Source organism: Streptomyces sp. ADI96-02 (assembly GCF_003846185.1).
GTDB lineage: Bacteria > Actinomycetota > Actinomycetes > Streptomycetales > Streptomycetaceae > Streptomyces.
In genome coordinates, this window is sequence record NZ_ML123034.1 from 852,838 (window position 1) to 872,735 (window position 19,898).

18 protein-coding genes are annotated in these 19,898 nt (G+C 72.1%); 1 reads left to right on the forward strand and 17 read right to left on the reverse strand.

Annotated features, from left to right (window positions below; all coding sequences use genetic code 11):
- Positions 1–87: 87 nt before the first annotated feature.
- From EES43_RS03610 to pyrR, 14 genes are all read right to left on the reverse strand, one after another.
- The gene (locus EES43_RS03610) at positions 88–2,247 is read right to left on the reverse strand and encodes a primosomal protein N' (RefSeq protein WP_124267322.1); all 2,160 of its coding nucleotides are present in this window, start codon (positions 2,245–2,247) and stop codon (positions 88–90) included.
- A gap of 143 nt (positions 2,248–2,390) precedes the next feature.
- Positions 2,391–3,599 carry a methionine adenosyltransferase gene (gene metK, locus EES43_RS03615; protein WP_124267323.1) on the reverse strand — a complete coding sequence of 403 codons (1,209 nt, stop codon included), beginning with the start codon at positions 3,597–3,599 and terminating at the stop codon, positions 2,391–2,393.
- Between the two features lie 199 nt (positions 3,600–3,798).
- Complete coding sequence (gene coaBC, locus EES43_RS03620; protein ID WP_124267324.1) at positions 3,799–5,043, reverse strand: bifunctional phosphopantothenoylcysteine decarboxylase/phosphopantothenate--cysteine ligase CoaBC; 1,245 nt, start codon at positions 5,041–5,043, stop codon at positions 3,799–3,801.
- Between the two features lie 143 nt (positions 5,044–5,186).
- Positions 5,187–5,459 carry a DNA-directed RNA polymerase subunit omega gene (rpoZ, locus tag EES43_RS03625; RefSeq protein ID WP_003970369.1) on the reverse strand — a complete coding sequence of 91 codons (273 nt, stop codon included), beginning with the start codon at positions 5,457–5,459 and terminating at the stop codon, positions 5,187–5,189.
- Positions 5,460–5,555: 96 nt separating this feature from the next.
- Positions 5,556–6,173 carry a guanylate kinase gene (gene gmk, locus EES43_RS03630; protein WP_124267325.1) on the reverse strand — a complete coding sequence of 206 codons (618 nt, stop codon included), beginning with the start codon at positions 6,171–6,173 and terminating at the stop codon, positions 5,556–5,558.
- Positions 6,174–6,211: 38 nt separating this feature from the next.
- A complete protein-coding gene (locus tag EES43_RS03635; protein ID WP_005319887.1) occupies positions 6,212–6,535 on the reverse strand; it encodes an integration host factor in 324 nt (107 codons plus the stop codon).
- Positions 6,536–6,773: 238 nt separating this feature from the next.
- On the reverse strand, positions 6,774–7,619 hold the full coding sequence (gene pyrF, locus EES43_RS03640; protein WP_124267326.1) for an orotidine-5'-phosphate decarboxylase: 846 nt from the start codon (positions 7,617–7,619) through the stop codon (positions 6,774–6,776).
- Positions 7,616–8,728, reverse strand: coding sequence for a quinone-dependent dihydroorotate dehydrogenase (locus tag EES43_RS03645; RefSeq protein ID WP_124267327.1), 1,113 nt, complete (start codon positions 8,726–8,728; stop codon positions 7,616–7,618). Before EES43_RS03645 ends, pyrF begins: the two co-directional genes overlap by 4 nt.
- Positions 8,729–8,780: 52 nt before the next feature.
- The gene (gene carB, locus EES43_RS03650) at positions 8,781–12,089 is read right to left on the reverse strand and encodes a carbamoyl-phosphate synthase large subunit (RefSeq protein ID WP_124267328.1); all 3,309 of its coding nucleotides are present in this window, start codon (positions 12,087–12,089) and stop codon (positions 8,781–8,783) included.
- On the reverse strand, positions 12,082–13,221 hold the full coding sequence (gene carA / locus EES43_RS03655; protein WP_124267329.1) for a glutamine-hydrolyzing carbamoyl-phosphate synthase small subunit: 1,140 nt from the start codon (positions 13,219–13,221) through the stop codon (positions 12,082–12,084). The genes carB and carA overlap by 8 nt, the downstream gene beginning before the upstream one ends.
- Positions 13,218–13,796, reverse strand: coding sequence for a PH-like domain-containing protein (locus tag EES43_RS03660; RefSeq protein WP_124267330.1), 579 nt, complete (start codon positions 13,794–13,796; stop codon positions 13,218–13,220). Before EES43_RS03660 ends, carA begins: the two co-directional genes overlap by 4 nt.
- Positions 13,793–15,079 carry a dihydroorotase gene (locus EES43_RS03665; protein ID WP_124267331.1) on the reverse strand — a complete coding sequence of 429 codons (1,287 nt, stop codon included), beginning with the start codon at positions 15,077–15,079 and terminating at the stop codon, positions 13,793–13,795. The genes EES43_RS03660 and EES43_RS03665 overlap by 4 nt, the downstream gene beginning before the upstream one ends.
- Before the next feature lie 2 nt (positions 15,080–15,081).
- Entirely contained in the window at positions 15,082–16,068 is a 987-nt protein-coding gene (locus EES43_RS03670) for an aspartate carbamoyltransferase catalytic subunit (protein ID WP_124267332.1), read from the reverse strand.
- Positions 16,069–16,170: 102 nt separating this feature from the next.
- Positions 16,171–16,755 carry a bifunctional pyr operon transcriptional regulator/uracil phosphoribosyltransferase PyrR gene (gene pyrR / locus EES43_RS03675; protein ID WP_124267333.1) on the reverse strand — a complete coding sequence of 195 codons (585 nt, stop codon included), beginning with the start codon at positions 16,753–16,755 and terminating at the stop codon, positions 16,171–16,173.
- Between the two features lie 221 nt (positions 16,756–16,976).
- Here pyrR and bldD point away from each other — a divergent pair, with 221 nt between their 5' ends.
- Positions 16,977–17,477 (forward strand): transcriptional regulator BldD, encoded by a 501-nt coding sequence (gene bldD / locus EES43_RS03680; RefSeq protein WP_124267334.1) that lies wholly within the window; start codon positions 16,977–16,979, stop codon positions 17,475–17,477.
- 226 nt (positions 17,478–17,703) lie between these two features.
- Here bldD and nusB read toward each other — a convergent pair whose 3' ends face one another.
- The 3 genes from nusB to EES43_RS03695 are packed head-to-tail and all read right to left on the reverse strand — an operon-like array spanning position 17,704 to position 19,867.
- Positions 17,704–18,141, reverse strand: coding sequence for a transcription antitermination factor NusB (gene nusB, locus EES43_RS03685; protein ID WP_124267335.1), 438 nt, complete (start codon positions 18,139–18,141; stop codon positions 17,704–17,706).
- Positions 18,142–18,143: 2 nt separating this feature from the next.
- The gene (efp, locus tag EES43_RS03690) at positions 18,144–18,710 is read right to left on the reverse strand and encodes an elongation factor P (protein WP_018515205.1); all 567 of its coding nucleotides are present in this window, start codon (positions 18,708–18,710) and stop codon (positions 18,144–18,146) included.
- Between the two features lie 50 nt (positions 18,711–18,760).
- The gene (locus EES43_RS03695) at positions 18,761–19,867 is read right to left on the reverse strand and encodes an aminopeptidase P family protein (protein ID WP_124267336.1); all 1,107 of its coding nucleotides are present in this window, start codon (positions 19,865–19,867) and stop codon (positions 18,761–18,763) included.
- Between the last annotated feature and the right edge of the window lie 31 nt (positions 19,868–19,898).

Genomic DNA, 19,898 nt, shown 5'->3' on the forward strand with positions numbered 1-19,898 from the left:
CCGCCCCCTCTGCCCCACCGTGCCGGTCGCACGGCGGGGCAGTTCCGTCTCCCGCGCCGCCCCGTCTCCGGCACGGCGCAGACCGACTCAGCCGATGTCGGGCGGGTCGATCCTGATCCGCACCTGATCGCCGCCGCCCTTGGCCGTCCGCGCCGCGCGAGCCTGCTTCAGCGCTCGTGCGAGCGCGGCGCCCCGCCCCGGCACCACCCGGATCAGGGCCCGCTCCCAGCTCTCGCCCGGCGGTGCGTCCCACGGCCGGCGCGGCCGTCCCGGCTCCGCCGCGGGCACCGGAACCGGGCCCAGGATCTCGGCCTCCGGCGGCAGCCCGGCCGTGGCCAGGAAGGACGCCAGGGACTCTGCGGGCCCGCTCACCGACGCCATCCGGGAGACCGGCGGGAAGCCGAGCTCGGCCCGCTCCGCCAGCTCCCGCCGGGCGAATCCGGCCGGGTCCCAGCGCACCAGGGCCTGCACCGGGCGCAGCGTCGGCTCGGCCACGACCACCACCGTGCCGCCCTCGTCCTGGCCCCGCACCAGGGCGCCGGCCGCCGTCCAGCGGCGCAGCGCCTCCTCCCCCGCCCGCAGGTCGGGCCTGTTGAGCATGGCCCAGCCGTCCAGCAGCAGCGCGGCGGCGTAACCGCCCTCGGCGACGGGCTCCGCGCCGGGCGTGCTGACGACCAGGGCGGGCGCGTCGGGGACGGCGTCCAGGACGTGATCGCGGCCCGACGTGCGCACGGGCACGGCGGGGAAGGCCCGCCCCAGCTCCTCGGCGGTGCGCCGCGCGCCGACGATCCGGGCGCGCAGCCGGGTGGCTCCGCACGCCTCGCAGTGCCAGGCGCGCTCGGCCCGGCCGCACCAGGCGCAGTTCAGGTCCTGCTGGTCGGGGGCCTCCAGCGGCCCGGCGCAGTGGCGGCAGCGGGCGGGCGTACGGCACAGCTCGCAGGCGAGCCGGGGGGCATAGCCCCGGCGGGGCACCTGGACGAGCACCGGACCGGTGCGCAGGCCGTCGCGCACGGTCTGCCAGGCGAGGCTGGGCAGCCGGGCCGAGCGGGCGGCCCCGTCGCGGGCGAGTTCGCCGTCGCCGACGGTACGGACGAGCGGGGCCGCGCGGCGCAGCCGCTCCCGGTCCGCGGCGAGCGGCAGCGCCCAGCCGCTCTCCACGAGCTGGGCGGCCTCGACGGTGCAGCTCGTGGAGCCGAGCAGGAAAGCGCACCGGCCCTGGGCGGCACGCAGCTCCAGCACCTCGCGGACGTGCGGGAAGGGGGCGTTGTCGTCGCTGTGGCTGGAGTCGCCGTCGTCCCAGACGGCGACCAGGCCCAGGTCCCTGACCGGGGCGAACATGGCGGCGCGGGTGCCGACGACGGCCCGGACCGAGCCGCGGCGCACCGCCAGCCACTGGCGGTAGCGCTTCTCCGGGCCGGAGTCGGCGGTGAGCAGGGCGTGCCGGCCGGACCCGAGCACGTCGGTGAGGGCCGTGTCGACGCGGGCGGCGGACCGGCCGTCCGGGACGACGACGAGCGCGCCGCGACCGGAGGAGAGCGTCGCCGCGACGGCGCGGGCGATCTCGCCGGGCCAGTGCGGTCCGGGCAGGGCGGTCCACACCGCGCGCGGCGCGCCGCCCTCGGCCAGGGCCCGCAGGAAGGCGGGGCCCTGGGCGTACCGCTCCCAGCTGCCGGGGTCCGGGGCGGGCGGCGGCGGCAGCGGCTCCGGGGACGGCTTGGACTCGGCCCGTCCGTTGCGCGGGGGGACGGCGAGCTGGAGCACGTCGGCGAGGCTGCCGGCGTACCGGTCGGCGACGGCGCGGGAGAGGGCCAGCAGCTCCGGTCCGAGGACCGGTTCGGGCGAGACGACGTAGGCGAGGGCGGCGAGCGCGCCCTGGTAGTCGGACTCGGCGCGGCGCTCGATGAGGAAGCCGTCGATCAGGCCGCCGCCCTCGCGCCGTCCGCCCTGCACATTGCGCCCGCCGGCGCCGAACCGCACCCGCACCCGCACGCCGGGCCGCGCGTCGGCGTCCAGCTCCTCGGGGACCGCGTAGTCGAAGTACTGGTCGAGGTGGAGGACGCCCTTGTTGACCAGCACGCGGGCGACGGGCAGCTCCTTGGCCAGCGCCGCTCCGCGCCAGGTCCGCGGCTTGGCGCGCGGCACCTTGGCCCGGCGCACCGTCTCCCGGATCAGCGCGAGCTGCTCCGGCGCTCCGGCTCCGGGCTCGTCGGCGCCGGGCTCGTCGGCCTGCTCGTCTTCGCTGCTCACAGCCAAATTCCTACCAGAAGCCACCGACAGCGGCCCCGGGCCCCACGGCCGCGACCACGCCGCCGGGGCCCGGCCACCGCGATCGGTGTCCGGGCCCCGGCAGTCGTGGCGGGCGTCGGTCCTCGTCGAGGACCGCGGCGGTCCTACAGGCCCGCGGCCGTCCGCAGGGCGTCCACGCGGTCGGTGCGCTCCCAGGTGAAGTCGGGAAGTTCGCGGCCGAAGTGGCCGTAGGCCGCGGTCTGCGCGTAGATCGGGCGGAGCAGGTCGAGGTCGCGGATGATCGCGGCCGGGCGGAGATCGAAGACCTCGCCGATGGCGTGCTCGATCTTCTCGGTGTCGACCGCCGCGGTGCCGAAGGTCTCGACGAACAGGCCCACCGGCTCGGCCTTGCCGATGGCGTACGCGACCTGGACCTCGCAGCGGGCGGCGAGGCCGGCGGCCACCACGTTCTTGGCGACCCAGCGCATCGCGTACGCGGCGGAGCGGTCGACCTTGGACGGGTCCTTGCCGGAGAAGGCGCCGCCGCCGTGGCGGGCCATGCCGCCGTAGGTGTCGATGATGATCTTGCGGCCGGTCAGGCCGGCGTCGCCCATCGGGCCGCCGATCTCGAAGCGGCCGGTCGGGTTGACGAGGAGCCGGTAGCCCTCGGTGTCCAGCTTGATGCCGTCCTCGACGAGCTGCGCGAGCACGTGCTCGACGACGAACTCGCGGATGTCCGGGGCGAGCAGCGAGTCCAGGTCGATGTCGCTGGCGTGCTGCGAGGAGACGACGACCGTGTCCAGCCGGATCGCCTTGTCGCCGTCGTACTCGATGGTGACCTGGGTCTTGCCGTCGGGGCGCAGGTAGGGGATGGTCCCGTTCTTGCGCACCTCGGACAGGCGCCGCGAGAGGCGGTGTGCGAGGTGGATCGGGAGCGGCATCAGCTCCGGCGTCTCGTCGCAGGCGTAGCCGAACATCAGGCCCTGGTCACCCGCGCCCTGCTTGTCGAGCTCGTCCTCGTCCCCTTCGACCCGCTTCTCGTACGCGGTGTCGACGCCCTGGGCGATGTCCGGCGACTGTGCGCCGATGGACACCGAGACGCCGCAGGAAGCGCCGTCGAAGCCCTTCTTGGAGGAGTCGTAGCCGATCTCCAGCACCTTGTTGCGCACGAGGTTGGGGATGTCGGCGTAGGCCTTGGTCGTGACCTCGCCCGCGACATGCACCAGACCAGTGGTGATCAAGGTCTCGACGGCCACGCGCGAGGCGGGGTCCTCCCGCAGGAGGGCGTCGAGAATCGTGTCGCTGATCTGGTCAGCGATCTTGTCGGGGTGACCCTCGGTAACAGATTCCGAGGTGAAGAGACGGCGGGACACATCGCTCCCTGGGGTTGCAGCGGCTGCTGGCTGATCATGGGTGGTGCGGCCGGGAGCTGCGCCCGGCGCGTACCGTCGGCCAGTTTATCGGTCGCATCCGGTGACCGGGCCATCCGTCTCGCCCTTCGGGAGCTCGGTGTCCGTGATCACGCGGGATGCCAGTAGGACAATCCACCCGTAAAGGCGGTTAATTTACCCGTTATGAGCCAGTTTCGCTCGCCCGGGGGGTGGATTGTGACATCTCACTGAATCGTCCGGAAACCACATCCCAGACCGTGTCGGCAAGCGCTTCCTTGGGGCCGTGGGGCACCGCCGTCTCCGTCCCGTCCGCGGCGAGGACGACCGCTTCGTTCTCCTCGGAGCCGAAGGTCCTGCTCTCCCCCACCTCGTTGACCACGAGCAGATCGCAGCCCTTGCGGCGGAGCTTGTCGCGGCCGTTGGCCAGCACGTCGTCCGTCTCGGCGGCGAAGCCCACGACGATCTGGTCCGGCCGGGCCCGCTCCGCGGAGATCTCGGCGAGGATGTCGGGGTTGCGGACCAGGGCCACGGTCGGGGCCTCCTGGCCGTCCTTCTTCTTGATCTTGCCCGGGGCGTACTCGGCCGGCCGGAAATCGGCCACCGCGGCGGCCATGACCACGATGTCCGCCTCGGGCGCGGCCTTGAGCACGGCCTCCCGCAGCTGCACCGCCGTGCCGACGCGCAGGACGTCGGCCCCGGCGGGGTCGGGAAGACCCGTGTTGGCCTCGATCAGGGTGACCCGGGCGCCACGGGCCACCGCCGTGCGCGCCAGCGCGTAGCCCTGCTTGCCGGAGGAGCGGTTGCCCAGGTAGCGGACCGGGTCCAGCGGTTCGCGGGTGCCGCCCGCGCTGATCACCACATGGCGGCCGGCCAGATCAGGGGCCCGCACCCCGCGCGCCAGCACCCGGCGGCAGACCTCGAAGATCTCGCCCGGGTCGGGCAGCCGGCCCTTGCCCGTGTCCACCCCGGTGAGGCGGCCGACGGCGGGCTCGACGACGACGGCGCCCCGGCGGCGCAGCGTGGCGACGTTCTCCCGGGTGGCCGGGTGCTCCCACATCTCGGTGTGCATGGCCGGGGCGAAGACCACCGGGCAGCGTGCGGTCAGGAGCGTGTTGGTGAGCAGGTCGTCGGCGAGTCCGTGGGCGGCCTTGGCCAGCATGTCCGCGGTGGCCGGGGCGACCACCACGAGGTCGGCGCCCTGCCCGATCCGTACGTGCGGGACCTCGTGCACGTCGTCCCAGACCTCGGCGGAGACCGGGTGGCCGGAGAGCGCCGACCAGGTGGCCGCGCCCACGAAGTGCAGCGAGGAGGCGGTCGGAACGACCCGTACGTCGTGCCCGGACTCGGTCAGCCGGCGCAGCAGCTCGCACGCCTTGTAGGCGGCGATGCCCCCGCTCACCCCCAGGACCACCTTCGGCTTGTGCACTGCGTCTCCCCGCACTCGGCAACGTATCGGCAACGTGTCCGTCCCATGCTGCCTCACCGCGCTGCCGCCGTTCACCCGGGCCCGGACACACCTCAGGCCCGGCGGGCGGGCCGCCGGGCCTGAGGTGAAGGTGGTGCTGCCGCCTACTGCGCGGGGCCCTCGATGGCCTCGGAGGTCAGCAGGCCCGCGTTGATCTCGCGGAGCGCGATCGAGAGCGGCTTCTCGTGGACGTGGGTGTCGACGAGCGGACCGACGTACTCGAGGAGGCCTTCGCCGAGCTGCGAGTAGTACGCGTTGATCTGGCGGGCGCGCTTGGCCGCGTAGATCACCAGGCTGTACTTCGAGTCGGTGGCCTCGAGGAGCTCATCAATCGGCGGGTTGATGATGCCCTCGGGCGTGGTGATGGAAGAGGACACTCTCTGCCTTCCGAAGGGGGTAAAGGTCAAAGAAATCTTTGACAGTGCGGGCTCCGGCCGTCCGGCGGTGAACCGGGCCCCGTGTCGGCGGTTGTCTCAGCCGCTGCTGTCAGGGAGGTCGGAAGCCTGCAGCATCAAGGCTAGCAGCTCACGCGCCACATCCTCGACGGAGGTGTTGACGAGCGTCGTATCGAACTCGGACTCGGCGGCCAGTTCGATCCGGGCGGCGGCCAGCCGGCGCTCGATGACCTCGGGCGCCTCGGTGCCCCGGCCGGTGAGCCGGCGCACCAGCTCGTCCCAGCTCGGCGGGGCCAGGAAGACCAGGCGCGCGTCGGCCATCGACTGGCGCACCAGCCGGGCGCCCTGGAGGTCGATCTCCAGGAGGACCGGCTCCCCGGCCTCCAGCCGGTCCAGTACGGCGCGGCGCGGCGTGCCGTAGCGGTTGCCCGCGAACTCGGCCCACTCCAGCAGTTCGCCGTTGGCGACGAGCTTGTCGAACTCCTCGTCGTCCACGAAGAAGTAGTGGACGCCGTTGCGCTCCCCGGGGCGCGGCTTGCGGGTCGTCGCCGACACGGAGAGCCAGACCTCGGGGTGAACGGTGCGCATATGAGCGACGACCGTGCTCTTGCCGACGCCCGAAGGGCCGGAGAGCACGGTCAGCCGCGGACGTACGTCCGGGGGTACGGGGGACGTCCCCCGGGATGTTGCAGCCATGGAGCGATTATCCAGGTTCTCAGGGGTGCCTGAGAACGTCAGGCGGCGCCGCCGCCGAACTCGCGCTCCAGGGATGCGATCTGGTTGGAGCCGAGCCCCCGGACCCGGCGGCTCTCGGAGATGCCGAGACGCTCCATGATCTGCTTGGCACGGACCTTGCCGACTCCCGGCAGGGACTCCAGGAGGGCGGAGACCTTCATCTTCCCGATGACGTCGTTCTCCTGGCCCTGCTTGATGACCTCGTGGAGGGAGGCGCCGGAGTGCTTGAGTCGATTCTTGACCTCGGCCCGCTCCCGGCGAGCCGCGGCGGCCTTTTCGAGCGCGGCTGCGCGCTGTTCAGGGGTAAGGGGCGGAAGAGCCACGCCTACGTCACCTCGGATGTCGATCTGTCGGATACGGACCGGTGGGGAAGCTGGACGCCCCTCACCTGCTGAGCAACGAACACGCTGTGCTCGTTGGCTCTCGACGGAGACTAGCGGCCAAGGCCGCTGTAGTCAGCGAGAACAGACGAAAAGTCCTGGTCAGCCTTGGCCGACCAGGACATTTCTGACATAACAACCGAGTTTTGCGTCAGTAATTCGTCAACACGCTGTAAACGTGTCAGGGTCGACTGCCGGAGACGGCCTCGCGGATCTCGTCCGCGAACCGTTCGGCGGCCTCGCGCAGCCCTGCCGCGTCCGGGCCGTGGCGCAGCACGCCCCGGCTCACGCTGGGCACCACGTTGCCGACCTGGCCGCCGAAGACCGCCGGCAGATCCGCCGGGGTCGCGCCCTGGGCCCCGATGCCGGGCGCGAGGAGCGGCCCGTTGATCGCCAGGTCCGCCCCCGCGTCGCCGAGCGTCGCGCCGACCACCGCGCCGACCGAGCCGAGCGGCGCGGCGCCCGCGTTCTCGGCGGCCATGTGGTCGAGCATCAGCTGCGCCAGCGAGCGGCCGCCGGCAGCCGTGGCGCGCTGGACCTCGGCGCCCTCCGGATTGGAGGTGAGGGCCAGCACGAAGACGCCGGACCCCGAGGCCGCCGCCGCGTCCAGGGCCGGGCGCAGCGAACCGAAGCCGAGGTACGGCGAGACGGTGAGCGCGTCGGAGAACAGCGGGGAGCCGGGGTCGAGGTAGGTCGCGGCGTAGGCGCCCATCGTGGAGCCGATGTCGCCGCGCTTGGCGTCCATCAGGACCAGGGCCCCGGCCGCCCGCGCCTCCTCGACGGCCTTCTCCAGGACCGCGGTGCCGCGTGAGCCGAAGCGCTCGAAGAACGCGGACTGCGGCTTGAGGACGGCGACCCGGTCGGCGAGGGCCTCGACGACGGTGCGGGTGAAGCGCTCCAGACCGGCGACGTCGTCGGCCAGGCCCCAGGAGGTGAGCAGCGAGGCGTGCGGGTCGATGCCGACGCAGAGCGGTCCGCGGGTGTCCATGGCGTGGCGCAGGCGGGCGCCGAAGGGCTGGGGCGTCACCGGTCGGCCTTCTTCCGGGTCTCGGCGCCGACGGCTTCGGCGAGGGTGGCGTACGGGGAGGCGGCCAGCCGGGCGGCGAGGCCGCGGTGGACGGCGCGGGCGTAGAACGGCCCCTCGTAGACGAAGGCGCTGTAGCCCTGGACCAGGGTGGCCCCGGCCAGGATGCGCTGCCAGGCGTCCTCGGCGTTCTCGACGCCTCCGACACCCACCAGGGTGATCCTGTCGCCCACCCGGGCGTACAGGCGGCTCAGGACCTCCAGGGAGCGTTCCTTGAGCGGGGCGCCGGAGAGTCCGCCGGTCTCCGCGACCAGGCCGGGAGCCGACCTCAGGCCCAGCCCCTCGCGGGCGATGGTGGTGTTGGTGGCGATGACGCCGTCCAGACCCAGCTCCACAGCGAGGTCGGCGACGGCGTCGACGTCCTCGTCCGCGAGGTCGGGGGCGATCTTGACGAGCAGCGGCACGCGTCGGACGGTGACCGTGCGGTCGGCCGCCTCGCGCACGGCGGTCAGCAGCGGGCGCAGCGACTCGGTGGCCTGGAGGTCGCGCAGGCCGGGGGTGTTGGGCGAGGAGACGTTGACGACCAGGTAGTCGGCGTGCGCGGCCAGCCGCTCGGTGGACTTCACGTAGTCGGCGACGGCCTCGGCCTCCGGCACCGCCTTGGTCTTGCCGATGTTGACGCCGACGGTGGTGCGGAAGACCGGCCTGCGGGCGGCCAGGCGGGCGGCGACGGCGGCGGAGCCCTCGTTGTTGAAGCCCATGCGGTTGATCAGCGCGCGGTCCGCGACCAGGCGGAAGAGGCGTCGCTTCGGGTTGCCGGGCTGGGGCTCGCCGGTGACGGTGCCGATCTCGACGTGGTCGAAGCCGAGCATCGCCATGCCGTCGATGGCGACGGCGTTCTTGTCGAAGCCCGCGGCCAGCCCGAACGGGCCGTGCATCCGCAGGCCGAGGGCCTCGGTGCGCAGCTCCTTGTGGCGGGGGGCCAGGGCGGCGGCGGCGAGGGTGCGCAGCACCGGGACGCGGGCGGCGAGGCGGATCCAGCGGAAGGCGGCGTGGTGGGCCCGCTCGGGGTCCATCCGCCGGAAGACCAGCCGGAAGAAGAGCTTGTACATGGTGTCCTCACGGAGAGGGGGACACCGTTTCCGGTGTCCCCCTGCTGGGCTGCTAGTCGCGGGCCGCTGTCAGATGCTCGGCGTGTTCCTGGAGGGAGCGCACGCCGACGCCGCCGTGGTTGAGGGCGTCGATGCCCTGCACCGCCGCGGCGAGCGCCTGGACGGTGGTCAGGCAGGGCACCGAGCGGGCGACCGCGGCGGTGCGGATCTCGTAGCCGTCGAGCCGGCCGCCGGTGCCGTACGGCGTGTTGACGATGAGGTCGACCTCGCCGTCGTGGATGAGCTGGACGATGGTCCTCTCGCCGTCCGGGCCGACGCCCTCGGACTGCTTGCGCACGATGGTGGCGTTGATGCCGTTGCGCTTGAGGACCTCGGCGGTGCCGGAGGTGGCCATCAGCTCGAAGCCGTGGGCGACCAGTTCGCGGGCCGGGAAGATCATCGAGCGCTTGTCGCGGTTGGCGACGGAGATGAAGGCGCGGCCCTTGGTGGGCAGCGGTCCGTAGGCCCCGGCCTGCGACTTGGCGTACGCCGTGCCGAAGACGGAGTCGATGCCCATGACCTCGCCGGTGGAGCGCATCTCCGGGCCGAGGACCGTGTCGACGCCGCGGCCGTGGATGTCGCGGAAGCGCGACCACGGCATGACGGCCTCCTTGACGGAGATCGGCGCGTCCATCGGCAGCGTGCCGCCGTCGCCGGTCCTCGGCAGCAGCCCCTCCTCGCGCAGCTCGGCGATGGTCGCGCCCAGCGAGATGCGGGCGGCGGCCTTGGCGAGCGGCACCGCGGTCGCCTTCGAGGTGAAGGGGACCGTGCGGGAGGCGCGCGGGTTGGCCTCCAGGACGTAGAGGATGTCGCCGGAGAGCGCGAACTGGATGTTGATCAGTCCGCGGACGCCGACGCCCTTGGCGATGCCCTCGGTGGAGACGCGCAGCCGCTTGATGTCGAAGCCGCCCAGGGTGATCGGGGGCAGCGCGCAGGCCGAGTCGCCGGAGTGGATGCCGGCTTCCTCGATGTGCTCCATGACGCCGCCGAGGTACAGCTCGGTCCCGTCGTAGAGGGCGTCCACGTCGATCTCGATGGCGTCGTCGAGGAAGCGGTCGACCAGGACCGGCCGGGTGGGGCTGATCTCGGTGGACTCGGCGATGTACGAGGCCAGGCGCGTCTCGTCGTACACGATCTCCATGCCGCGTCCGCCGAGGACGTAGCTCGGGCGGACCAGGACCGGGTAGCCGATCTCGTCGGCGATGGCCTTGGCCTCGCCGAACGTGGTGGCCGTGCCGTGCTTCGGCGCGGGCAGCCCGGCCTCGGCCAGCACCCGGCCGAACGCGCCCCGGTCCTCGGCGGCGTGGATCGCTTCCGGGGAGGTGCCGACGACGGGCACGCCGTTGTCCTTGAGCGCCTGGGAGAGGCCGAGCGGGGTCTGGCCGCCGAGCTGCACGATCACGCCGGCGATCGGGCCCGCCAGCGATTCGGCGTGCACGATCTCCAGGACGTCCTCCAGGGTGAGCGGCTCGAAGTAGAGCCGGTCGGAGGTGTCGTAGTCGGTGGAGACGGTCTCCGGGTTGCAGTTGACCATGACGGTCTCGTAGCCGGCGTCGCTCAGCGCGAAGGAGGCGTGCACGCAGGAGTAGTCGAACTCGATGCCCTGGCCGATGCGGTTGGGGCCGGAGCCGAGGATGATGACGGCCGGCTTGGTACGGGGCGCGACCTCGCTCTCCTCGTCGTAGCTGGAGTAGAAGTACGGCGTGTTCGCGGCGAACTCGGCGGCGCAGGTGTCCACCGTCTTGTAGACCGGGCGGACGCCGAGCGCGTGCCGCACCTCGCGGACGACGTCCTCGCGCAGGCCGCGGATGTCGGCGATCTGGGCGTCGGAGAAGCCGTGCCGCTTGGCCTCGGCGATCAGGCCGGCGTCCAGGCGTTCGGCGGCGGCCAGCTCGTCGGCGATCTCCTTGATCAGGAAGAGCTGGTCGACGAACCAGGGGTCGATCTTCGTGGCGTCGAAGACCTCCTCCTGGGTGGCTCCGGCCCGGATCGCCTGCATGACGGTGTTGATCCGGCCGTCGGTGGGGCGGACCGCCTCGGCCAGCAGCCGGGCCTTGTCGCCCGGATCGCCGGTGAAGGCGAACTGCGAGCCCTTCTTCTCCAGGGAGCGCAGGGCCTTCTGGAGGGCCTCGGTGAAGTTCCGGCCGATCGCCATGGCCTCGCCCACCGACTTCATGGTGGTGGTGAGGGTGGAGTCGGCGGAGGGGAACTTCTCGAAGGCGAAGCGCGGGGCCTTGACGACGACGTAGTCGAGGGTCGGCTCGAAGGAGGCCGGGGTCTTCTCGGTGATGTCGTTGGGGATCTCGTCCAGCGTGTAGCCCACGGCCAGCTTGGCGGCGATCTTGGCGATCGGGAAGCCGGTGGCCTTGGAGGCGAGCGCCGAGGAGCGGGAGACGCGCGGGTTCATCTCGATGACGATGACCCGGCCGTCGCTCGGGTCGATCGCGAACTGGATGTTGCAGCCGCCGGTGTCGACGCCGACCTCGCGGATGATCGCGATACCGATGTCGCGCAGCCGCTGGTACTCGCGGTCGGTGAGCGTCATCGCGGGGGCGACGGTGATCGAGTCGCCCGTGTGGACGCCCATCGGGTCGAAGTTCTCGATGGAGCAGACGACCACGACGTTGTCGTTCCGGTCGCGCATCAGCTCCAGCTCGTACTCCTTCCAGCCGAGGATGGACTCCTCCAGGAGCACCTCGGTGGTCGGGGAGAGCGTGAGGCCCTGTCCGGCGATGCGGCGCAGCTCCTCCTCGTCGTGCGCGAAGCCGGAACCCGCGCCGCCCATGGTGAAGGAGGGCCGGACGACGACGGGGTAGCCGCCGAGGGTCTCGACGCCGGCGAGGACGTCGTCCATGGAGTGGCAGATGACGGAGCGGGCGGACTCGCCGTAGCCGATCTTGGCCTTGACGGCCTCCACGACGCCCTTGAACAGGTCGCGGTCCTCGCCCTTGTTGATCGCCTCGACGTTGGCGCCGATGAGCTCGACGCCGTACTTCTCCAGGACGCCGTTCTCGTGCATGGAGATCGCGGTGTTCAGCGCGGTCTGGCCGCCGAGGGTGGGCAGGAGCGCGTCGGGGCGCTCCTTGGCGATGATCTTCTCGACGAACTCGGGCGTGATCGGCTCGACGTACGTGGCGTCGGCGATCTCCGGGTCGGTCATGATCGTCGCCGGGTTGGAGTTCACCAGGATGACGCGCAGGCCCTCGGCCTTGAGGACGCGGCACGCCTGGGTGCCGGAGTAGTCGAACTCGGCTGCCTGGCCGATGACGATCGGGCCGGAGCCGATGACCAGGACGGACTGGATATCGGAGCGCTTAGGCACGCTGGCCCTCCATCAGGGATGTGAAGCGGTCGAAGAGGTACGCGGCGTCGTGCGGGCCGGCTGCCGCCTCGGGGTGGTACTGGACGCTGAAGGCCGGCCGGTCGAGCAGCCGCAGGCCCTCGACGACCTGGTCGTTCAGGCAGACGTGGGAGACCTCGGCCCGCCCGAAGGGCGTGTCGGAGATCCGGTCGAGCGGGGCGTCGACGGCGAAGCCGTGGTTGTGCGCGGTGACCTCGACCTTGCCGGTGGTGCGGTCCTGCACCGGCTGGTTGATGCCGCGGTGGCCGTACTTCAGCTTGTACGTGCCGAAGCCGAGCGCCCGGCCGAGGATCTGGTTGCCGAAGCAGATGCCGAAGAGCGGTGTGGACCGCTCCAGGACGCCCCGCATGAGGGCGACGGCGTGCTCGGCGGTCGCCGGGTCGCCGGGGCCGTTGGAGAAGAAGACGCCGTCGGGGGCGAGGGCGTACACCTCCTCCGGGGTGGCGGTGGCGGGCAGCACGTGGACCTCGATGCCGCGTTCGGCCATCCGGTGCGGGGTCATGCCCTTGATGCCGAGGTCGATCGCGGCGACGGTGAACTTCTTCGTCCCGATCGCGGGGACGACGTACGCCTCCTCGGTGGCCACCTCGGCGGAGAGGTCGGCGCCCGCCATCCGGGGCGTCTCCCGCACCCGGGCCAGCAGCGCGGCCTCGTCGGCGATCGCGCCGCCGGAGAAGATCCCGACGCGCATCGCGCCGCGCTCGCGCAGGTGGCGGGTGAGCGCGCGGGTGTCGACGCCGCTGATGCCGACGACGCCCTGGTGCTCCAGCTCCTCGTCGAGCGAGCGCTGCGCGCGCCAGTTGGAGGGCTTGCGGGCGGGGTCGCGGACGACGTAGCCGGAGACCCAGATGCGGCTGGACTCGGGGTCCTCGTCGTTCACGCCGGTGTTGCCGACGTGCGGGGCGGTCATCACGACGACCTGGCGGTGGTACGAGGGGTCGGTGAGCGTTTCCTGGTAGCCGGTCATGCCGGTGGAGAACACCGCCTCGCCGAAGGTCTCCCCCACGGCCCCGTAGGCCCGGCCGCGGAAGGCGCGGCCGTCCTCCAGGACGAGTACGGCGGGGGCCTGGGCCCCCCGGGTGGAGATCGTCATCGTGCGGTGCCTTCCGTAGTGCTGGTGAGGTGGTCGACGGCCTCGACCCAGGCCGGGTGCTCCGCCGCGCGGTCCGAGCGGAAGCCGGAGTCGATCAGCGTGCCGCCGTGCGCCCACGTGATGATCAGCAGGCCGCCCTCGGGGAGGACCTTGCCCGCGAGCGCCTTGTCGAGGCGCGCCTCGCGCAGGTCCTCGGCGGGGATGAAGAAGTCGGTCGCGCCAGGGCGGCGGACGTCCAGGCCGCGGGCGGTGAGCGTCAGCTCGGCGCGGCTGCGGGCGCCGAGGCCGTGCGCGACGATCCGGTCGAGCCACTGCCCGGCGGTGGTCGAGGCGTGGTAGCGCCCGGTCAGCGTGAGCAGCGCCGTCTCGCCGGCGAGGCCGTCGGGGGCGGCGGTGAGCTCCGGCAGGTCGGACTGGAGGCTGCCGCGCCATTTCCAGCCCTGGCGCATCAGCCAGTAGACGAGGGCGATGAAGAGCAGGAGCCCGACCACCCAGCTGATGCGGGCGGCCCAGTCCGTCACTTCCGCCGACTTCTGCTCGGCGGCCAGTTGGTGCAGGGGGGTCAGTGTTCTCACGCGAGCTTCCCGTCGACGACCGTGGCACGGCCCCGCAGGAAGGTATGGGTGACGCGGCCCGGCAGCTCACGGCCCTCGTAGGGGGTGTTGCGGCTGCGGGACGCGAAGCCCGCGGGGTCCACGGCTCCACGGTATGCCGGATCGACCAGAGTGAGGTTGGCGGGCTCACCCGGCGAGACGGGACGGCCGTGTCCTTCGAGACGGCCGATGGCCGCGGGGCGGAAGGACATGCGGTCGGCGACGCCCGCCCAGTCGATCAGACCGGTGTCCACCATCGTCTGCTGGACCACCGAGAGGGCGGTCTCCAGGCCCACCATGCCCATGGCGGCGGCGGCCCACTCGCAGTCCTTGTCCTCGTGCGGGTGCGGGGCGTGGTCGGTGGCGACGCAGTCGATCGTGCCGTCGGCGAGCGCTTCGCGCAGCGCCAGGACGTCGGCCTCGGTGCGCAGCGGCGGGTTCACCTTGTAGACCGGGTTGTAGGAGCGGACCAGTTCGTCGGTGAGGAGCAGGTGGTGCGGGGTGACCTCGGCGGTGACGTTCCACCCCTTGGACTTGGCCCAGCGCACGATCTCCACGGATCCGGCGGTGGAGAGGTGGCAGACGTGGAGGCGGGAGCCGACGTGGGCGGCGAGCAGCACGTCGCGGGCGATGATCGACTCCTCGGCGACGGCGGGCCAGCCGCCGAGTCCGAGTTCGGCGGAGACGACGCCCTCGTTCATCTGGGCGCCCTCGGTGAGGCGGGGCTCCTGGGCGTGCTGCGCGACGACGCCGTCGAACGCCTTCACGTACTCCAGGGCGCGGCGCATGATCACCGCGTCGTCCACGCACTTGCCGTCGTCGGAGAAGATCTTCACTGCGGCGGCCGAGTCGTGCATCGCGCCGAGTTCGGCGAGCTGGCGGCCCTCCAGGCCGACGGTGACCGCGCCGACGGGCTGCACGTCGCAGTAGCCGGACTCCCTGCCCAGCCGCCAGACCTGCTCGACGACGCCGGCGGTGTCGGCGACGGGGAAGGTGTTGGCCATGGCGTGGACGGCGGTGAAGCCGCCCGCCGCGGCGGCGCGGGTGCCGGTGAGGACGGTCTCGGAGTCCTCGCGGCCGGGCTCGCGCAGATGGGTGTGGAGGTCGACGAGGCCGGGCAGCAGCACCTGGCCGGCCGCCTCGATCACGGTGGCGTCCGGGGCGTCGAGGGAGGCGGCGACCTCGGCGACGGTCTCGCCGTCGATCAGTACGTCACCCGGCTCGCCGCCGAGGATCCTCGCACCGTGGATCAGGATCTTGCTCATGGTTACTTGGTCTCCTCGGTACGGGCGGGGGCGGCGGACAGGGCGGTGTCGGAGCCGCCGAGCAGGAGGTAGAGGACGGCCATGCGGATGGAGACGCCGTTGGCGACCTGCTCGACGACCGTGCAGCGGTCGGAGTCGGCGACCTCGGCGGTGATCTCCATGCCGCGGACCATCGGGCCGGGGTGCATCACGACGGCGTGCTCGGGCATCTTCGCCATCCGCTCGCCGTTCAGGCCGTAGCGGCGCGAGTACTCGCGCTCGGTGGGGAAGTACGCGGCGTTCATCCGCTCGCGCTGCACCCGCAGCATCATGACCGCGTCGGAGGCGGCCAGGACGTCGTCCAGGCGGTAGCTGACGTCGCAGGGCCACCGCTCGACGCCCACGGGCACCAGGGTCGGCGGCGCGACCAGGGTGACGTGCGCGCCCAGCGTGGTCAGCAGGTGGACGTTGGAGCGGGCGACCCGGCTGTGCAGGATGTCGCCGACGATGGTGATGCGGCGGCCTTCCAGGTCCCGGCCGAGGCCGGCCTCCGCGCCGACCAGCCGGCGCCGCATGGTGAAAGCGTCCAGGAGGGCCTGTGTGGGGTGCTCGTGGGTGCCGTCGCCGGCGTTGACCACGGCCCCGTCGATCCAGCCGGAGGTGGCGAGGCGGTAGGGCGCTCCGGAGGCGCCGTGCCGGATGACGACGGCGTCGGCGCCCATCGCCTCCAGCGTCAGCGCGGTGTCCTTCAGGGACTCGCCCTTGGAGACGGAGGAGCCCTTGGCGGAGAAGTTGATGACGTCGGCGGAGAGCCGCTTGGCGGCGGCCTCGAAGGAGATGCGGGTCCGGGTCGAGTCCTCGAAGAAGAGGTTGACGACGGTCCGGCCGCGCAGGGTCGGGAGCTTCTTGATCGGCCGGTCCGCGACCCGGGCCATCTCCTCGGCGGTGTCGAGGATCAGGACGGCGTCGTCGCGGGTGAGGTCGGCGGCCGAGATGAGGTGACGCTTCATCTGGGGGTTCTCCGGGTGGCTGGAGGGTGTTTCCGGCATGCGGGCGCGCGGGAGCGGCCGTACCGCCCGCGGTGCGCGGGGAGTTGTACGGAAGGGCTCGGGCTACCGTGCGCCGGGCGGGGCGGCCTGCTGGACGCCGAGCAGCACGGCGTCGCGGCCGTCCTCCTCCGCGAGCTGGACCTTGACCGTCTCCCGCAGCGAGGTGGGGAGGTTCTTGCCGACGTAGTCGGCGCGGATCGGGAGCTCCCGGTGGCCGCGGTCGACGAGGACCGCGAGCTGCACCGCGCGCGGGCGGCCGATGTCGCCGAGGGCGTCGAGTGCGGCGCGGATCGTGCGGCCGGAGAAGAGCACGTCGTCGACCAGGACGACCAGGCTGCCCTCGATCCCCTCGCCGGGGATGTCGGTGCGCGCCAGCGTGCGCGCCGGGCGCAGCCGCAGGTCGTCGCGGTACATGGTGATGTCCAGCGATCCGACCGGCGTCTTCCGGCCGGTGATCTCCTGGAGTTTGCCGGCGAGCCGACGGGCGAGGAAGACGCCTCGCGTCGGGATGCCGAGCAGCACCACGTCGTCGGCGCCCTTGGCGCGTTCGACGATCTCGTGGGCGATACGGGTCAGCACACGGGCGATGTCGGGGGCCTCGAGAACGGGGCGCGCCGCGTTGCCGGTGTGGTCGTGCTGTGCGTCCATAAGAAACGGACCTCCTTCTCCGCCTCACTGGACGGACGTTAAAGGACGTCGAAATTGCGTCATCCACGTTACCAGGGCTTGCGCGAGGCCCTGGCCCCACCCCCGGGAGGTGCCGGTGCGGACCCTTCGGCTTGACGCAGCCAAGTAACGCTGCGTAACCTCACAGTGAGTTACCAGCCACGCGGCGGAGCCGCACACTGTTCCAGCGTCCGGGGAGCCTTATGTCCAGCGAATACGCAAAACAGCTCGGGGCCAAACTCCGTGCCATCCGCACCCAGCAGGGCCTCTCCCTCCACGGCGTGGAGGAGAAGTCGCAGGGTCGCTGGAAGGCCGTCGTGGTCGGTTCGTACGAGCGCGGCGACCGCGCCGTGACCGTGCAGCGCCTGGCCGAGCTGGCGGATTTCTACGGGGTTCCGGTGCAGGAGCTGCTGCCGGGCACGACGCCGGGCGGAGCCGCCGAGCCGCCGCCGAAGCTCGTCCTGGACCTGGAGCGCCTGGCCCACGTCCCGCCGGAGAAGGCCGGTCCGCTCCAGCGCTACGCGGCGACGATCCAGAGCCAGCGCGGTGACTACAACGGCAAGGTGCTCTCGATCCGCCAGGACGACCTGCGCACCCTGGCCGTGATCTACGACCAGTCGCCGTCCGTGCTCACGGAGCAGCTGATCAGCTGGGGCGTGCTGGACGCCGACGCGCGTCGCGCGGTCGCGCACGACGAGAGCTGAGCGAGTCGGGCCGAGCGAGGCGGGAGCCGAGCCGGCGGGGCTCCGCCCCGCGAGCAGAAACGTGCCGCCGGGCCGGCGGGATCCCATCGGGTCCCGCCGGCCCGGCGTCGTCGTTCGCCGGCCGGCCGCCGCCGCCCGGCGTCACCCGAATGGGTGCATGACGCCGAAGGGCCCACGGTCGGCGACCGTGGGCCCTTCGTGGCGTGCGCGGGCCACACCGGCGGGTCTACTGCTCCTGCTCCCGGCGGAGGTTCGGCTTGAGGTCCTTGAACCGGGCCAGCATGCCGTTCACGAAGGACGGGGAGTCGTCCGTGGAGAACTCCTTGGCCAGCTGGACCGCCTCGTCGATCACCACGGCGTCCGGGGTCTCGTCCATCCAGATCAGCTCGTACGCGCCGAGCCGGATGATGCTCCGGTCGACGACCGGCATGCGGTCGATCTCCCAGTCCACGGCGTAGGTGACGATGAGGTCGTCGATCCGGTCCGCGTAGCGCGCGTACCCCTCGACGAGCTCCATCGTGAATTCGCCGACCGGCGGCTGACGGTCGTCGGTCCGCGAGTGCCGAACCCAGTCCGCGAGGACGCTCTGCACGGACTCACCGCGCTGGTCGGCCTCGAAGAGAATCTGGAAGGCGCGCTTGCGGGCCTTGTTCCGGGCAGCCACGGTTAGCTGTTCACCCGGCCGAGGTAGTCGCCCGAGCGGGTGTCGACCTTGATCTTCTCGCCCGTGCTGATGAAGAGCGGCACGCCGATCTCGTAACCGGTCTCCAGGGTGGCGGGCTTGGTGCCGCCGGTGGAGCGGTCGCCCTGGACGCCCGGGTCGGTGTGCTGGATCGTCAGCTCGACGGCGGCGGGCAGCTCGACGTAGAGCACCTCGCCCTCGTGCTGGGCGACGGAGGCGGTGAAGCCCTCGATCAGGAAGTTGGCGGCGTCGCCGACGGCCTTGCGGTCGACCATGAGCTGGTCGTAGGTGTCCATGTCCATGAAGACGAAGTACTCGCCGTCCATGTACGAGAACTGCATGTCCCGGCGGTCAATGGTGGCCGTATCGACCTTCACACCGGCGTTGAACGTCTTGTCGACGACCTTGCCGGAGAGCACGTTCTTGAGCTTGGTGCGCACGAAGGCGGGGCCCTTGCCGGGCTTGACGTGCTGGAACTCGACGACGGACCAGAGCTGGCCTCCGTCGAGCTTGAGCACCAGGCCGTTCTTGAGGTCGTTCGTGGAAGCCACGGTTGCGGAATCTCCTGGACTGAAGCTGGTGGAACGACCGAGGACGCGCGCTAGAGCGCGAGCAGCTCCTTGGTCGTCATGGTGAGTAGCTCGGGTCCGCCGTCCGCCTCGGGGCGCACGACGAGCGTGTCATCGATCCGGACACCGCCCCGGCCCGGGAGGTGGACCCCCGGTTCGACGGTGACCGGCACACAAGCGTCCAGTTTACCCATGGCCGTCGGCGCCAATTGCGGGTCCTCCTCGATTTCCAGCCCCACACCGTGCCCGGTGCGCGACGGGAGACCTTCCCCGTACCCCGCGGACTCCAGCGGATGCCGGGCCGCGCGGTCCACCTCCCGGTAGGCGGCGCCCGGTGCCAGCGCCTCCCGGCCGGCTCGCTGAGCGGCGAAAACGAGGTCGTAGAGCTCGATCTGCCAGTCGGCGGGAGCGGTGCCGATGACGAAGGTCCGGCCGATCTCGCAGCGGTAGCCGTGGTAGCTCGCACCGAGGCGGACGGAGAGGAAATCGCCCTCCTCCACCCTGCGGTCGGAGGGCAGGTGGCCGCCCTGGCCGGAGTTGGGGCCGGTGGCGACGGAGGTGGCGAAGGCGGGGCCGTCGGCTCCGTGGTCGACCAGGCGGCGCTCCAGTTCCAGTGCCAGGTGGCGCTCGGTACGGCCGACCAGGATCGATTCGAGGAGTTCGGCGAGCGCCTGGTCGGTGATCTCGGCGGCGATCCGCAGGCAGGCGATCTCCTCCTCGTCCTTGACGATCCGCTGCTGCTCCACCGTGAAGCCGATGTCGCCCATCCGCAGCCCCGGAGCGGCCTGCCTCATGGCCCGGTGCCGGGCCACGGTCAGGTCGTGCTCCTCCACCGCGAGCGAGTCGGCCCCCGCCGCGCGGGCCAGATCGGCGGCGGCCACCACCGGATCCCCGTCGACGGCGGGCAGCAGGACGATCCGGAGCGCGTCGTCGGGCCGTCCGTGGGCGGCCTCGCCGGTCGGGACGCGGGGGCAGAGCAGGACGTCCTCGCCGGGGCCGAGCAGCAGCACGGAGCCGGGAGGCGCCCCGCCCGCGAGATAGCGGACGTTGGCGGGGCGGGAGACCAGGGCCGCCGCGGACCCCGCGGCGGCGCACCGGTCGCGGAGCGACCCGCGTCGGACGGCGTACACCTCTGACATGGTTCGAGCGTACGATCGACCGCCGCCGACC